Source organism: Methylobacterium sp. 2A (genome assembly GCF_009806555.1).
GTDB lineage: Bacteria > Pseudomonadota > Alphaproteobacteria > Rhizobiales > Beijerinckiaceae > Methylobacterium.
This window is the reverse complement of the sequence record NZ_VUOK01000064.1, coordinates 88,762-104,387: the sequence shown is the minus strand read 5'-3', so window position 1 is coordinate 104,387 and position 15,626 is coordinate 88,762. Positions and strand designations below refer to the sequence as shown.

Annotated in this window: 12 protein-coding genes; 9 read left to right on the top strand and 3 right to left on the bottom strand. The window is 69.4% G+C overall.

Annotation, left to right across the window (positions count from 1 at the left end; all coding sequences use genetic code 11):
• Nucleotides 1-23 precede the first annotated feature (23 nt).
• The 6 genes from FVE89_RS30085 (at nucleotide 24) to FVE89_RS30060 (ending at nucleotide 9,870) form a co-directional block, all read left to right on the top strand.
• Nucleotides 24-1,913, top strand: a complete 1,890-nt coding sequence (locus FVE89_RS30085; RefSeq protein ID WP_161393823.1) for a glycoside hydrolase family 15 protein — start codon at nucleotides 24-26, stop codon at nucleotides 1,911-1,913.
• Nucleotides 1,910-3,985, top strand: a complete 2,076-nt coding sequence (tkt, locus tag FVE89_RS30080; protein ID WP_161393822.1) for a transketolase — start codon at nucleotides 1,910-1,912, stop codon at nucleotides 3,983-3,985. Before FVE89_RS30085 ends, tkt begins: the two co-directional genes overlap by 4 nt.
• Nucleotides 3,986-4,217: 232 nt before the next feature.
• A complete protein-coding gene (locus FVE89_RS30075) occupies nucleotides 4,218-7,064 on the top strand; it encodes a bifunctional transaldolase/phosoglucose isomerase (RefSeq protein WP_161393821.1) in 2,847 nt (948 codons plus the stop codon).
• Nucleotides 7,065-7,331: 267 nt separating this feature from the next.
• Complete coding sequence (gnd, locus tag FVE89_RS30070) at nucleotides 7,332-8,309, top strand: phosphogluconate dehydrogenase (NAD(+)-dependent, decarboxylating) (protein ID WP_161393820.1); 978 nt, start codon at nucleotides 7,332-7,334, stop codon at nucleotides 8,307-8,309.
• Between the two features lie 9 nt (nucleotides 8,310-8,318).
• The gene (gene pgl / locus FVE89_RS30065; protein WP_161393819.1) at nucleotides 8,319-9,044 is read left to right on the top strand and encodes a 6-phosphogluconolactonase; all 726 of its coding nucleotides are present in this window, start codon (nucleotides 8,319-8,321) and stop codon (nucleotides 9,042-9,044) included.
• Between the two features lie 304 nt (nucleotides 9,045-9,348).
• Nucleotides 9,349-9,870: a cysteine dioxygenase family protein gene (locus FVE89_RS30060; protein WP_161393818.1), complete on the top strand. Its 522-nt coding sequence runs from the start codon at nucleotides 9,349-9,351 to the stop codon at nucleotides 9,868-9,870.
• 15 nt (nucleotides 9,871-9,885) lie between these two features.
• Here FVE89_RS30060 and FVE89_RS30055 read toward each other — a convergent pair whose 3' ends face one another.
• Together FVE89_RS30055 and FVE89_RS30050 are read right to left on the bottom strand one after the other, a co-directional pair.
• Nucleotides 9,886-10,347 (bottom strand): Lrp/AsnC family transcriptional regulator, encoded by a 462-nt coding sequence (locus FVE89_RS30055; protein ID WP_161393817.1) that lies wholly within the window; start codon nucleotides 10,345-10,347, stop codon nucleotides 9,886-9,888.
• Between the two features lie 18 nt (nucleotides 10,348-10,365).
• Nucleotides 10,366-11,490: a 2'-deoxycytidine 5'-triphosphate deaminase gene (locus FVE89_RS30050; RefSeq protein WP_161393816.1), complete on the bottom strand. Its 1,125-nt coding sequence runs from the start codon at nucleotides 11,488-11,490 to the stop codon at nucleotides 10,366-10,368.
• A gap of 278 nt (nucleotides 11,491-11,768) precedes the next feature.
• Between FVE89_RS30050 and apaG the strand changes: the two genes are divergently transcribed.
• The 3 genes from apaG to speG are packed head-to-tail and all read left to right on the top strand — an operon-like array spanning nucleotide 11,769 to nucleotide 13,931.
• Nucleotides 11,769-12,161, top strand: a complete 393-nt coding sequence (apaG, locus tag FVE89_RS30045; protein WP_043355208.1) for a Co2+/Mg2+ efflux protein ApaG — start codon at nucleotides 11,769-11,771, stop codon at nucleotides 12,159-12,161.
• A 37-nt stretch (nucleotides 12,162-12,198) separates the two neighbouring features.
• Nucleotides 12,199-13,368 (top strand): acetylornithine deacetylase, encoded by a 1,170-nt coding sequence (argE, locus tag FVE89_RS30040; RefSeq protein WP_161393815.1) that lies wholly within the window; start codon nucleotides 12,199-12,201, stop codon nucleotides 13,366-13,368.
• 14 nt (nucleotides 13,369-13,382) lie between these two features.
• On the top strand, nucleotides 13,383-13,931 hold the full coding sequence (gene speG / locus FVE89_RS30035) for a spermidine N1-acetyltransferase (RefSeq protein ID WP_342390054.1): 549 nt from the start codon (nucleotides 13,383-13,385) through the stop codon (nucleotides 13,929-13,931).
• A gap of 378 nt (nucleotides 13,932-14,309) precedes the next feature.
• Here speG and FVE89_RS30030 read toward each other — a convergent pair whose 3' ends face one another.
• Entirely contained in the window at nucleotides 14,310-15,533 is a 1,224-nt protein-coding gene (locus FVE89_RS30030) for a hypothetical protein (RefSeq protein ID WP_161393813.1), read from the bottom strand.
• Nucleotides 15,534-15,626: the final 93 nt, after the last annotated feature.

Sequence of the window (15,626 nt, the reverse complement as noted above, 5' to 3'; positions counted from 1 at the left end):
CCGCTGACCGGAGCCGGGGCCGGATGGCTGCACGCATTGAGGATTACGCGCTTGTCGGGGATTGCCGCAGCGCAGCGCTGATCAGTCGGCAAGGCAGCGTCGATTGGCTGTGCTGGCCGCGCTTCGACGCGGCCGCCCTGTTCACCAGTCTGCTGGGGACGGAGGCGCACGGGTTCTGGAAGATCTGTCCAGTGGCCGAGCACGTCGAGACGCGCTGGTCCTACCGGCCGGGCAGCCTCGTGCTCGAAACGCGGCACATCACCCGACAGGGCGAGGTTCTGGTCACCGATTTCATGCCGGTCGGCGACGGATCGCACCTCGTGCGGCTGATCGATGGGATTCACGGCCGCGTCGCCATGCGGATGGAGATGGCGGTCCGGTTCGATTACGGCTCGGCGGTGCCCTGGGTGTCGCGCTCGGAACTCGGCGACCTGCGCGCCGTCTCGGGTCCGCACAAGGTCGTGCTGCGCACGGATGTTCACCTCAAGGGCTCGGACGCGCAGACCACGGTCGCCGAATTCACTGTCCAGGCCGGGGACAAGCACCGGTTCGTGCTGAGCTACGGCCCCTCCCACGAGGACGATCCGCCCCCGATCGAGCCACGCAAGGCCCTCGAGATCGCCGATCAGGGCTGGCGCGACTGGTCGAGTCGCTGCGCCGGCGGCACGGCCTGGGACCGGATGCTCCAGCGCTCCCTGCTGACCCTCAAGGCGCTGATCTACGAGCCCACGGGCGGCATCGTGGCGGCGCCGACCGCCTCCCTGCCGGAGGGGCTCGGCGGCGAGCGCAACTGGGATTACCGGTTCTGCTGGCTGCGCGATTCGACGCTGACGCTCATCGCCCTGATGGATGCGGGCTATATCGACGAGGCGCGCAACTGGCTCGGCTGGCTGCTGCGGGCCGTGGCCGGCAACCCCGAGCAGGCGCATATCCTTTACGGGATCGGCGGCGAACGGCTGCTGCCCGAGATCGAGCTCGACTGGCTGCCCGGCTACGAGAACTCCAAGCCCGTGCGGATCGGCAACGCGGCGGCGAACCAGTTCCAGCTCGACGTCTACGGCGAATTGTTCGACGCGCTCTATCAGGCCCATGCCCGCGGCCTGCCGGTGAGCGAGGACGGGCGTCGGGTCGGATTCGCCATCCTGTCCCATCTGGAAACGGCGTGGCATCGGCCCGACGAGGGGATCTGGGAGGTGCGCGGCGGACCGCGCCACTTCACCCACTCGAAGGTGATGGCCTGGGTGGCGTTCGACCGGGCCCTGCGCATGCACGAGATGCACCAATCCAGCGCGACGGAGGAGCACGCCAAGCGCTGGCGGGCGGTGCGCGATCAGATCCACGCCGAGGTCTGCGAGAAGGGGTTCGATCCCGGGCTCAACAGCTTCGTCCAGTCCTACGGCTCGAAGGCGCTCGACGCGAGCCTGCTGCTGATGGCCCATACCGGCTTCCTGCCGCAGGACGATCCGCGCGTCGTCGGCACCGTCGAGGCGATCGGCAAGGGCCTGATGCGGGACGGCTTCATCCTCCGCTACGAGACCGAGGGGCAGAGCACCGACGGCCTCAAGGGCAACGAGGGGGCGTTCCTGCCCTGCACGTTCTGGTACGCCGACAACCTGATCGGCCTCGGCCGGCGGGACGAGGCGCGGACGATCATCGAGCGCCTGATCGGCATCTGCACCGATCTCGGCCTCGTCAGCGAGGAATACGACGTGCAAGCCAAGCGCCTTGTGGGTAACTTCCCGCAGGCCTTCACCCACGTGGCGCTCGTCAACACGCTCCTCAGCTATACGCGCGGCGAGGGGCCGGCGGATCGGCAGGGTGGTAAGGGCAACGGAGCTCCCCCCGCCGTCCTGCGGCAGCGCGAGGCCGACAAACGGCACGCGCAAGGCGAACTGGAAGACGTAAAACCATGAGCGGTGCTGACACTCCCGCCAAGGCGGCCCTCGCTGAGATCGACTCGCTCAGCATCAACACGATCCGCACGCTCGCGATCGACGCGGTGCAGAAGGCCAATTCCGGCCATGCCGGGGCGCCGATGGGCCTCGCGCCCGTGGCCTACACCCTGTGGAACCGCTACCTGCGCTACGACCCGGCGCATCCGCACTGGCCGAATCGCGATCGGTTCGTGCTGTCCTGCGGCCACGCCTCGATGCTGCTCTACGCGCTGCTGCACCTCGCCAATGTGGCCGAGAGCGACGGCGGCAACGCACCAGCCGTGACGCTGGACGATATCAAGAAATTCCGCCAGCTCGACAGCCGCACCCCGGGCCATCCGGAATACCACTTCACCACCGGCGTCGAGACCACCACCGGCCCGCTCGGCCAGGGTGTCGCCAACTCGGTCGGCATGGCGATGGGCAGCCGCTACCTCGGCCGGCACCTGAACCGGCCGGACCTGCCGCTGTTCGACTACAACGTCTACGCGGTCTGCTCGGACGGCGACCTGATGGAGGGCGTGGCCTCGGAGGCGGCCTCGCTCGCCGGCCACCTGCGGCTCGGCAACCTCTGCTGGATCTACGACGACAACACCATCACCATCGAGGGCCACACGGAACTGGCCTTCGGCGAGGAAGTGGCGACCCGGTTCCTGGCCTATGGCTGGCAGGTTCTGCGCGTCGCCGACGCCAACGACGTCCACGCGCTCGCGGGCTCGATCGAGACCTTCCTGGCGACGAACGACCGGCCGACCCTGATCATCGTCAAGTCGGTGATCGGCTACGGCGCGCCGAACAAGCAGGGCACGCCGAAGGCCCATTCGGACGCCCTCGGGCCGGACGAGGTGAAGGGCGCCAAGCGCGCCTATGGCTGGCCGGAGGACGCGCAGTTCCTCGTGCCCGACGGCGTGCAGGAGAACTTTCGCGACGGCATCGGCAAGCGCGGTGCCGCCCTCTACGATGCGTGGCAGGGCCTGCTCGGCAAGGCGAAGGCGGCCGATCCCGCGCATGCCGAGGACCTGAACGCCTTCCTGGAGGGCCGCCTGCCGGAGGGCTGGGACAAGGACATCCCGGTCTTCGAGCCCGACGCCAAGGGCCTCGCCACCCGCGAATCCTCCGGCAAGGTGCTGAACGCCATTGCCCAGCACGTGCCGTTCCTGCTCGGCGGCTCGGCGGATCTCGCGCCGTCCAACAAGTCGAACCTCACCTTCGAGGGCGCAGGCTCCTTCGGCCCGTTCTCGCCGGGCGGGCGCAACCTGCATTTCGGCGTCCGCGAGCACGCCATGGGTTCGATCGTGAATGGCTTGGGCCTCTCGGGGCTGCGGGCCTACGGCGCGACCTTCCTGGTCTTCGCCGACTACATGCGCCCGCCGATCCGGCTCGCCGCCTTAATGGAACTGCCGATCTTCCACATCTTCACGCACGATTCGATCGGCGTGGGCGAGGACGGGCCGACCCACCAGCCGGTGGAGCAGCTCCTGTCGCTGCGCTGCATCCCGGGCCTCATCACCCTGCGCCCGGCCGACGCCAACGAGGTCGCCGAGGCCTACCGGGTGATCTTTTCGTTGAAGAACCAGCCGGCGGTGCTGGCGCTCTCGCGTCAGCCCCTGCCGACCCTCGACCGCGCGAAATACGGTGCGGCCGCGGGAACCGCCAAGGGCGGCTACGTGCTGGCCGATTGCGAGGGTACGCCCGACGTGATCCTGCTGGGCGCCGGATCCGAGGTCCAGCTCTGCGTCGGCGCCTACGAGGCGCTGACGGCGGACGGCGTGAAGGCCCGCGTGGTCTCGATGCCGTCCTGGGAGTTGTTCGAGCGTCAGGATCAGGCCTACCGCGACTCGGTGCTGCCGCCCTCCGTCAAGGCGCGGGTGGCGGTCGAGCAGGGCAGCGTGATCGGCTGGGACCGCTACGCAGGCTCCGAGGGCACGATCATCGGCATGCACACGTTCGGTGCCTCGGCGCCGATCAAGGATCTCCAGACCAAGTTCGGCTTTACCCCGGAGAAGGTACTGGAGGCCGCGAAGGCTCAGGTGGCCAAGCATAAGCGGTGATGACCGCTGCGCGACGGTTTCCCTCCTCCCTTTGCGGGGGAGGGTGGCCCCCGAAGGGGGTCGGGAGAGGGGAGCGACGGTACAGGATATCGCTCTGTGCTGCGTGAAAGCCGCGACCTTTCCTGAAGCCGGGTTCCCCTCTCCCGACCCCTGCTGACGCAGGGGCCACCCTCCCCCGCAGAGGGGGAGGGAGAGGGTCCGGTCAGTGCGGCACGCGAGACGAGGAAACGACATGAACGCGCTCAAGGCCCTGCACGACGAACAGGATCAAGCGGTCTGGCTCGATTTCGTGGCCCGCGGCTTCATCCAGAAGGGTGAGCTGAAGCAGCTCGTGGAGCGGGACGGCCTTCGGGGCGTGACCTCCAACCCGTCGATCTTCGAGAAGGCGATCGGCCACTCGGACGAGTACGATGCGAGCCTCAAGGCGGTGCAGGAGACCGGCGACAGCCGGGTCATCGACCTCTACGAGGGGCTGGCCATCGCCGACATCCAGGCGGCCGCCGACGTGCTGCGCCCGGTCTACGAGGCGAGCGACGGGGCCGACGGCTATGTCAGCCTTGAGGTCTCGCCCTACCTCGCCCTCGACACCGAGGAGACGTTGGCCGAGGCGCGGCGCCTGCACAAGGCGGTCTCGCGCGACAACCTGATGGTGAAGGTGCCGGCGACGCCCGAGGGCATCCCGGCGATCCGCCAGCTCACCAGCGAGGGCATCTCGATCAACGTCACCCTGCTGTTCTCGCAGGAGGCCTACGAGGCGGTGGCCCGCGCCTTCATCGACGGTCTCGATGCGCGTGCGAAGGCCGGCCACGACGTGTCGCGGATCGCGAGCGTGGCGAGCTTCTTCATCAGCCGCATCGACGTGCTGGTCGACAAGCTTCTGGACGAGAAGATCGCTGAGGCCAACGACCCTGACGAGAAGATCGCCCTGGAGCAGCTCAAGGGCAAGGTGGCGATCGCCAACGCCAAGCTCGCCTACCAGCGCTACAAGCGCATCTTCGCCGAGTCCAAGTGGACGGCGCTCGCCGAGAAGGGCGCCAAGGCGCAGCGGCTGCTCTGGGCCTCCACGGGCGTGAAGAACAAGGCCTATTCCGACGTGCTCTATGTCGAGGAGCTGATCGGCCCGAACACCGTCAACACCATGCCGCCGGCCACCATGGACGCGTTCCGCGACCACGGCGTGGTCCGGGCGACGATCGAGGAGGATGTGCCGGGCGCCGAGGCCGTAATGGCCAAGCTCGCCCGGACCGGCATCGATATCGAGAAGATCGCCGAGCAATTGGTGCGCGAGGGCGTCCAGCTGTTCATCGACGCGGCCGACAACCTCCTCGGCGCCGTCGCGGGCAAGCGCGCGGCTCTGCTGGGGCACCGGCTGGACGGCCAGAGCCTCGCCATGGACGAGACGCTGGCGAACGAGGCCAAGAAGACCGTCGAGTCCTGGCGGGCGAGCGGCGCGATCCGCCGCCTCTGGGCGGGCGATGCATCGGTCTGGTCCGGCCGCGACGAGGCGAACTGGCTCGGCTGGCTGCACATCGTCGAAGAGGAGCTTGAGAAGGCCGCCGACTATGCCGCCTTCTCCGACTGGGTGAAGAGCCAGGGCTTCACCGACGCGGTGGTGCTCGGCATGGGCGGGTCGAGCCTCGGCCCGGAGGTGCTGAGCCTGACCTACGGCCCGCGCGAGGGTTTTCCGAAGCTGCAGATCCTCGACTCGACCCATCCCGATCAGGTCCGTGCGCTGGAGCAGAGCATCGATCTGGCCAGGACGCTGTTCATCGTGGCGTCGAAGTCCGGCTCGACGCTGGAGCCGAACGTCTTCCGCGATTACTTCCTGGCCCGCGCGAAGGACGTGCTCGGCGAGAAGGCCGGCGAGCACTTCGTGGCGGTGACCGACCCGGGCTCCGACATGGAGCGCGCCGCCAAGGCGGATTATTTCAAAAAGATCTTCTACGGGGTGAAGCAGATTGGCGGCCGCTACTCGGTGCTCTCCGCCTTCGGTCTGGTGCCGGCGGCCGCCATGGGCCTCGACGTGAAGGATCTGTTGGAGCGGGCGCGCATCATGGTCCGCTCCTGCGGCCCGGTCGTGCCGCCCGCGGTGAACCCCGGCGTTCTGCTCGGCACCGCCATCGGCGCCGCGGCGCTCGCCGGCCGCGACAAGGTGACGGTCATCGCCTCGCCGGCGATCGAGAGCTTCGGCGCCTGGGCCGAGCAATTGATCGCGGAATCGACCGGCAAGCAGGGCAAGGGCCTCGTGCCGGTGGACGGGGAGCCCGTCGGCGTCCCGGCGGTCTACGGGCACGACCGGTTCTTCCTCTACCTGCGCCTCGACGGGCATGCCGAGGTGGCGCAGGACGAGGCCCTGCGTGCCCTGGAGCGCGACGGTCACCCGATCGCCCGCATCACCCTCGATTCCGTCGAGCAGCTGCCGCAGGAATTCTACCGCCTGGAGATGGCGACCGCGGTCGCCGGCGCGGTGATCGGCATCAACCCGTTCGACCAGCCCGATGTCGAGGCCAGCAAGGTCGAGACCAAGAAGCTGTTCGCGGAGGCCGAGGCCAGCGGGTCCCTACCCTCGGAGACGCCGCTCTTCTCGGATGACACCATCGCCCTCTACGCCGACCCGAAGAACGCCGAGGGGCTGAAGCAGGCCTCGGAGGGGCTGGACGCGGCGCTGAAGGCGCAGGTCGCCCGCCTGAAGGACGGCGATTACCTCGCCCTCCTCGCCTACGTGCCGCGCGACGCGCGGACGGCGGATATCCTGCAGGAGGCCCGGATCGCGGTGCGTGACGCCCGGAAGGTGGCGACCTGCCTGGAATTCGGGCCGCGCTTCCTGCACTCCACGGGCCAGGCCTACAAGGGCGGGCCGGATACCGGCGTGTTCCTGCAGATCACCGCGGATCCGTCGGAGGACCTGCCGATCCCCGGCCGGAAGCTCGGTTTCAGTACCGTGGTGGCCGCGCAGGCGCGGGGCGACTTCGCCGTGCTGGCCGAGCGTGGCCGGCGGGCGCTGCGGGTCCACATCAAGGGCGATCTCGAAGCCGGGCTGAAGCGCGTGGCGGCGGCGCTCAAGGCCGCGGTGGCGTAGGGACACGGATAGGCCGGCGCCCTTTCCCAGGCGCATGCAGCGTCAGCGGAATGCGACCCGGGATCCAGCATAAGGCGACGCGTAGCGTCCGTATCGGAACACGCCTCCGCTATTGAGCCGCTTCGCGGCGCGCCTTCTCCTGGGTCCCGGATCACCCTCCACTGTCGTTCCAGGTGTCCGGGACAAGGCCGCGATGAACTTTGAACATCGGTGACGCCACAGAAACCTGAACCGCGCTCCGCGGGGTCGATCGAAGGAAGAGCAGCGATGCAACTCGGCATGATCGGCCTCGGCCGGATGGGCGGCAACATCGTCCGGCGTCTCCTGCGGGACGGGCATAAGGCCGTGGTGTTCGACCAGAACCCCGACGCCGTCGCGGCTCTGGTCGAGGCCGGCGCGGTCGGCGCGTCGAGTCCGGAGGATCTGGTCGCCAAGCTCGAACAACCGCGCACGGCCTGGGTGATGCTGCCGGCTGGCGCCATCACCGAGCAGACGGTCCAGACCCTTGGAAACCTGATGCAATCCGGCGACTGCATCATCGATGGCGGCAATTCTTTCTACGGCGACGATGTCCGCCGCGGCCTCGCGCTGAAGGAAAAGGGCCTGCACTACGTCGATGTCGGCACCTCGGGCGGCGTCTGGGGCCTGGAGCGCGGCTACTGCATGATGATCGGCGGCGATAAGGAAACCGTCGACCGGCTCGATCCGATCTTCAAGACGCTCGCCCCCGGCATCGGCGATATCCCGAAGACCCCGAACCGCGAGGGCCGCGATCCCCGCGCCGAGCAGGGCTACATCCATGCCGGGCCGACCGGCGCGGGCCATTTCGTGAAGATGGTCCATAACGGCATCGAGTACGGGCTGATGCAGGCCTACGCGGAGGGGTTCGACATCCTCCGCCACGCCAATTCCGAGGGCCTGCCGGAGGAGCGCCGCTTCGACCTCGACCTCGGCGACATCGCCGAGGTCTGGCGGCGCGGCAGCGTCGTCTCCTCCTGGCTCCTCGACCTGACCGCCCAGGCGCTCGCCGGCGACGAACAGCTCTCCGACTTCTCCGGCCACGTCGATGATTCCGGCGAGGGCCGCTGGACCATAAACGCTGCCATCGAGGAGGGCGTGCCGGCGACCGTGCTCTCCGCCGCCCTCTACCGCCGCTTCCGCTCCCGCGAGCACGAGAGCTACGCCGACAAGCTGCTCTCGGCGATGCGCAAGGGGTTCGGTGGCCACCAGGAGCCCAAGAAGTAGAGGCGCGCCATGAGCCTTCCTGCCGGAACCCATGTCCTGACGGATCCGCAGGCCGTCGCCCGCGAGGCGGCCGAACGGCTGATCGTGGCCTGTGGCGAGAACCAGTCCGAACGGATCGCGGTCTGCCTGTCCGGCGGCTCGACCCCGAAGGTGCTGTACGGGCTCCTCGCTGGCCCGGATTACGCGACCCGGGTGCCGTGGGAGCGGGTTCATTGGTTCTTCGGCGACGACCGGGTGGTGCCCTGGGACGACGAACGCAGCAACGTCCGCATGGTCCGGGAGGCCTTCGGCCACGGCGCGCCGATCCCGCCGACGCACTTGCATTTCATCCCTTCGGACGAAGGCGCGGAGGCGGGCGCCCGCGCCTACGAGCGCACGCTGCTCGACTTCTACGGGGCCGACAGGCTCGATGCCGCCCGGCCGCTGTTCGACCTCGTGCTGCTCGGACTCGGCGAGGACGGGCACACCGCCTCGCTCTTCCCCGGCAAGCCGGCGGTGGAGGAGACGGAGCGGCTGGTCGCGCCGGTGCCCGAGGCGGGGCTCGCGCCCTTCGTGCCGCGCATCACGCTGACGTTTCCGGCGCTCGCCTCCTCCCGGCACGTGCTGTTCCTCGTGACCGGTGCGGGCAAGCGCGCGCCGCTCGCCCGCCTCGCCGCCGGTGAGGACCTGCCGGCGGGCCGCGTCACCAGCGTGGGTGACATCGCGTGGCTGCTCGACGCGGCGGCGGCGGGCTGACGCCGCGCGGATGGGTCGGGGTTTCGAAAGGGCGAGCCCTTTCGCGGGTCCAGGGCAGAGCCCTGGAATCCGTCAGGGCCTTGCCCTGACAACCCACCAAAGGGCTCGCCCTTTGGAAACCCGGATCGACGATCCGAACACGATCCCTGCTTCGGGAGGAGCGCAATCACGTTTCGTGTGACGGCTGCGCAGCGCAATGCAATTGCGCGTGACCGCATGAGAGACAAGAACAACGCAACCGCACGGCGGCCGGAGCGCGATACGATACCGGGGTGCTCGGACATCGTGGCGCAGGAGATCCGTGATGGTGCATGCGATTCCATCCGCCGACATCGAGGCGATGCTGTCGGATCTCGCCGTCTCGGCCCGCCGCACGCCGGAGGCCTATCTCGCCGCCGCCCGTGCGACGCTCGTGCGCATCCTGTCCCGGCCGGAATTGCTCGACCCGTCACGCCTCGTCGGGCGCGGCGAAGGTCTCAGCCGGAACCTGCTGTTCGGCACGGAAGCGATCAGCGTCTGGGCCATGGTCTGGGCGCCCGGCGCCATGACGCCGGTGCACGATCACCATTGCTCGTGCTGCTTCGGGCTGCTGCGCGGCTCCTTACGCGAGACATGGTATCGCCCGATCAGCGACACGCACGCGATGGCGACCCAGGATGCCGTCCGCGAGCCGGGTTTCGTCGCCTGCATGCTGCCCACGGGGCCGAAGCTGCACCGGATCGCCAATGACGGGCCGGAGGCGGCGGTCTCGATCCACGTCTACGGCTACGACCACCGGGCGCAGGAGACCTCGATCCACCGGACCTACGCGGTCGCGGCGGGCTGAGCCGCCGCGGCGCTCTCACGCCACGTAGAGCGTCGGGACGGCGGTCGTGTACTTCATCTCCTCCATGGCGATGGAGGAGGACAGGTTCGAGAAATCGAGCTTGGCGATGAGCCGCTGATACACGGCATCGTAGGCCTCGATGTCGGGCACGACGATGCGCAGCAGGTAATCGATCTCGCCGGTGAGGCGCCACGCCTCGACGATCTCGGGGAAGTCGGCGACGACCCGCCGGAACGCCTCGGACCAGTCGGCGGCGTGGCGCGGGGCCTTCACGGCCACGAACACCGTCGTCGGCACGTTGACCTTGCGGCGGTCGACCAGCGCGACCCGGCCGCGGATCACCCCGGAGGCTTCGAGCTTCTTCACCCGGCGCCAGCACGGGGCCGCGCTGACGCCGACCCGCTCGGCGAGCTCGGCCACGGGCAGCGTCGCGTCCTGCTGGAGGATGTCCAGGATCTTCCGGTCCACCGCGTCCATGCGATCGAGACCCCCGCGTTACAGGACGAAGTGCTTCGAGAGCTTGAGCCCCTGCGCCTGATAGTTCGAGCCGGCGCCGGTCCCGTAGAGCGTCTCCGGCACGTCGAGCATGCGTTCGTAGACGAGTCGGCCGACGATCTGGCCATCCTCCAGCAGGAACGGCACGTCGCGCGAGCGGACCTCCAGCACGGCCCGGGCGCCCGCGCCCCCCGCCCCGGCATAGCCGAAGCCCGGATCGAAGAAGCCCGCATAATGGACCCGGAATTCGCCGACCAGCGGATCGAACGGCACCATCTCGGCGGCGTGGTCCGGCGGGACCTGCACCGCCTCCTTCGAGGCCAGGATGTAGAACTGGCCGGGATCGAGGATCAGGCTGCCCGATCCGTCGGCCGCCAGCGGCTCCCAGAACTCGGCGGCCCGGTGGCGCCCGGGGGCGTCCACGTCCACGAGGCCGGTATGGCGCTTCGCCCGGTAGCCGATCAGCCCGTCGAAGCCGGACAGATCCACCGAGACCGCCACGCCCCCCTGCAAGGACGGATTGGCCACATCGACCAGGGCCGACCGGGCGTGGAGCAGGCCGAGTTCGGCCTCGCCGAGCCGCGGTGCCCCGCGGCGGAAGCGGATCTGCGACAGGCGCGAGCCGGTGCGGACCAGGACCGGGAAGGTGCGCGGCGAGATTTCGGCGTAGAGCGGGCCGTCATAGCCGGGCTCGACCTGATCGAACGCCTCGCCCCGGTCGGTGATCACCCGGGTGAACACGTCGATGCGTCCGGTAGAGCTTTTCGGATTGGCCGCCGCCGCGAGGTCGGTTGGCAGCGCCAGACCCTCCTGCAATTCGGCGATGTAGACGCAGCCGGTCTCCAGCACGGCTCCGGGGCGTAGGTCGATCCGGTGCAGGGCCAGGCGATCGACGCAGGCCTGGACCGTGCGTCCGGCCCCGGGCAGGAAGCTCGTGCGCACCCGGTAGGCGGTGCCGCCGAGGCGCAGGTCGATGCTCGCCGGCTGGATCTGGTCGGCCGCGAACGGGCTCTCGGTGCGGATCCCGCCCGTTCGTGCCAGCGCCGCGATGGCCTGGGCCGGCAGGATGCCGCTGCGGCTCCCGGCGCCCGAATCGGCGCTCCCCGTGGCTGCGCCCGCTGTCATCGTGCCCGTACCTCTCTCGCGCGCCGCCGGTCCGGTCCGCGTCCGGCTCCGTTTTCCTCCGCGACTGGCTAACGCAGCCTTAAGCCGGAGCGCCAGCTGCCACGAGGCGCCCCGCCTCTCCGACCGGTGCCCGAATCAGCCTGATGCAGGGCCTGAGCGCGCGCGAGGTAGTCCGCCGCAATTGACGGGGATTCTATAGGCAACTACCACCGCGCAGGAAGCGCGTTTCGTTCTGCTTCAGCGAATCGTATCGTCCGAAAGAAGGGCCAAATAGGGCGATGTACAAGGCTGAGACGCGGGGAATAAGTGTGACCGTCCAGTCTCGCTTCGTCGAGGAGGAATCTTCGCCGAACGAGAGCCGCTATTTCTTCGCTTATACGGTCGAGATCGTGAACAACGGCAGCGAGCAGGTGCAGCTCCGCTCGCGCCACTGGCGGATCATCGACGGGCACGGGGCCTGCCAGGAGGTGCGCGGCACCGGCGTGGTCGGCAAGCAGCCGGTGCTGGAGCCCGGCGAGTCCTTCTGCTACACCAGCGGCTGCCCGCTCAACACGCCCGACGGGCTGATGGCCGGCAGCTACACCATGGCGACGGTGGCCGGTGAGAGCTTCGAGGCCGAGATCCCCGCCTTCTCCCTCGATAGCCCGCACGTCCGCCGCAGCCTGCACTGAGGCCCTATAGACCTGGGGCCTCGCCCCGGAGGAATCCATGCCCGCGACCGGCGAGCGGCTGAGCCCGCTCGACATGCTGGCCCGCCTCGTGTCGTTCGACACGGAGAGCGACAAGTCCAACCTCGCCCTGATCGAGTCGGTCTGCGCCTATCTCGACGGCTGGGGCGTCCCGTACCTGCGGCTGCCGAACGCGGCCGGCGACAAGGCCGCCGTGCTCGCCACGATCGGCCCGATGGTCGAGGGCGGCGTGGTGCTGTCCGGCCATACCGACGTGGTGCCGGTGGCGGGCCAGGCCTGGAGCGCCGACCCGTTCACCCTGCGCGTCGCCGACGGCCGGGCCTACGGGCGCGGCGCGGTCGACATGAAGGGGTTCGACGCCCTCGCGCTCGCCCTGGTGCCCGACATGCTGGCGGCCGAGCTGAAGCGGCCGATCCACATCCTGCTCTCCTACGACGAGGAGACGACCTGCCTCGGCTCGATGGACGGAATTGCCCGCTTCGGCGCCGACCTGCCGCGGCCCGGAGCCGTGATCGTGGGCGAACCGACCGGCCTGGAGGTTGCGGACGCGCATAAGAGCATCGTGACCTGCCTGACCACCGTGCATGGCCGCGAGGCCCATTCGGCCCGGCCGGCCCTCGGGGCCAACGCGGTGGCGGCCGCCTGCGAGCTGGTGGCCGGCCTCAACCGGATCGCCGACCTGATGATCGAGCGCGGCGACGCGACCGGCCGGTTCGATCCGGCCGCCACCACGGTCCATGTCGGGACGATCCAGGGCGGCACCGCCCGGAACATCATCGCCAAGGAATGCCGCTTCCATTGGGAGTATCGCGGCCTGCCCGACCTCGATCCGGCCGAGATCCCGCGGCTGTTCGCCGAGGTGGTGGAGCGGGTCACCCGGGAGCGGCTCAACCGCTACGGCGATTTCGGGCGGATCGAGACCCTGGAGGAGGTCGACATCCCGGGCCTCGCCCCCGATCCGGGTTCGGCGGCGGAGCGGCTGTGCCTGCGGCTCGCGGGGCGCAATCGCACCGTAGCGGTGCCCTACGCCACCGAGGCCGGGCGATTCCAGGCTGCGGGCCTGCCCACCGTGGTCTGCGGGCCGGGCGACATCGCGCAAGCCCACCAGCCCGACGAGTTCATCACCCTGGACGCGCTGGGCCAGGGCGAACGGTTCCTGCGTGACCTGATCGAGGCCTGTGCGTCATGAGGGCGCTCACCGATATCACCATCAAGCTGCGGCCGCTGGAGCGGGAGGACCTGCGCTTCGTCCACCAGCTCAACAACAACGACAGCATCATGCGCTACTGGTTCGAGGAGGCCTACGAGTCCTTCGCCGAACTGCAGCAGCTCTACGAGCGCAACATCCACAACCAGAGCGAACGCCGCTTCATCGTGGCCGATCCGAGCGGCGAGCCGGCCGGGCTGATCGAGCTGGTCGAGATCAACCACCTGCACCGGCGCTGCGAATTCCAGATCGCGATCCACCCAGCCTTCCAGGGCCGGGGCTACGCGTGGCAGGCGACCCGGATCGCCATGGATTACGCGTTCAGCGTGCTCAACATCCACAAGCTCTACCTGCACGTCGACCGGGACAATGCCCGGGCGGTGCGCATCTACGAGCGCTGCGGCTTCCGTCCGGAGGGCGTGCTCAAGGACGAGTTTTTCGTGAACGGGCGCTACCGCGATGCGGTCCGGATGTGCCTGTTCCAGCCGGATTACCTCAAGGCCCGCGGCGGCGGTGACATCGCCGAGCCCGTGCTCAAGGTGTGAGGGGGCGGCGCGTCCGAACTGCCAGGTTCCCGGCCGCTCAGTGCAACCCCGTCCGCCATGCGCCCCTGGCTTCCAGCGGAGGCGAATCCGCACTCTCCCTCCCCCTCTGCGGGGACGGGTGGCCCCCGAAGGGGGTCGGGAGAGGGGAGCGACGGCGCAGAATGGTCACTGCCCGCCCGGCTAATCGCGCCCACTCCTGAACCCGGTTTCCCCGCGCCCGACCCCTGCTGACGCAGAGGGGGAGGGAGTGAAGCGGAGCCGTCCGCGCATGGCCTGCAACAGGGGAAAAGAGATCCCCGGTTTCAGCGTCCACCGTCTTCGTAGACCGATGCGACCGAGGAGAAGGGGCCGGATGGCCCCTCCCCCGAATCACATCGCTTAGTTGCGTCCGGCGCCCGGCTGACCACCGCCGGTCCGGCTTCCGCCCTGAGCCCCGCCCGTGCCGCCGCCAGCGGCGTTGCCCTGCATACCGCCGCGCTCGCCACCACCCATCCGGCCGCCCTCGGTGCCGGACTTCATGCCGCCCTGCGCGTTGCCGCGGTCGGAGGCGTTGCGGATGCCGTCCTGCTGGTTGCCGCGCATGTCGCTGTTGCGCATGCCGTCGTTCCGGCCGTTGCGCTCGGCGTTGCGCTCCATCCCGCGGTCGTTGCCACGGTCCGTCCTGCCGGCATTGCGGCCGTTATCGCGGCCCTCGGTGCGCGAGGCGTTGTGGATCCCGTCCCGGTCGCCGTGCCTGTCGAACCGGGCGCCGGCGCGCTGCTCCGAGCGGAAGCTCGCGTTGACCGTGCCACCGCCACTGAGGCGACGGTATTCCGCGGAGCCGTAACGCACGCGCTGGCCGTGGATCGTCACGAAGCGATCCTCCTGCACCGACACGAGGCGACGGTACTCGGGCGAGCCGTACAGGACGCGATGGCCACGGATGACGACATAGCGCTCGCGCGGGCCGTTCTCGCGGACGCTGACGAGCCGGCGATATTCCGGCGAGCCGTAGAGAACGCGCTGGCCGCGGATGACGACGTAGCGCTGACGCGGGCCGCGGTTCTCGGTGACGATCAGGCGGCGATACTCGGGGGAGCCGTACACGACGCGGCGACCGCCGATGAACACGTAGCGGCCTTCGCGGCGGAAGCCGCCCTCGACCCGGTCCGAGCGCACGTCGGTCCGGCTGCCGACATCGGTGCGGCCGCGGACATCGACACGGTCGCTCCGGCGGTCGCCGCGCTCGTTACGCTCAGCGCGGGCGCCGTCGCGATCTCCGCGGGCGTTCCGGTCGGCCCGGGCGTTGTCGCGATCGCCACGCTCGGCGCCGGCGCGATCACCTTGGTTCCGATCCTGCGCCATCCGATCCGAGCCGCCGGGCGTCCGGCCCCGATCGGCCTGCCCCTGGCCGGCGTTCCGCTCGGCAGCGGCTTGGCCGCCCTGCATGCCGCCGCGCTCGCCGCCCATCCGGCCGCCCTCGGCGCCGGACTTCATGCTGGACTCGGATCCGCCCTGCCCCGCGCGGCCGCCCATCCCGAGCCCGCGATCCGCGCCACCTTGCTGCGCGTAGACCGAGGTGCTCATCAGCAGCGCGGCCAAACCAATCGACAATCTCCGCATGACGTACCTCCGATGTTGATTCTGCCACGCAACGTCGAAGGTCCGGAAACGGTTCTGGTCAGGCTCCTGAAAAATTCGCGCAACGAATACGGA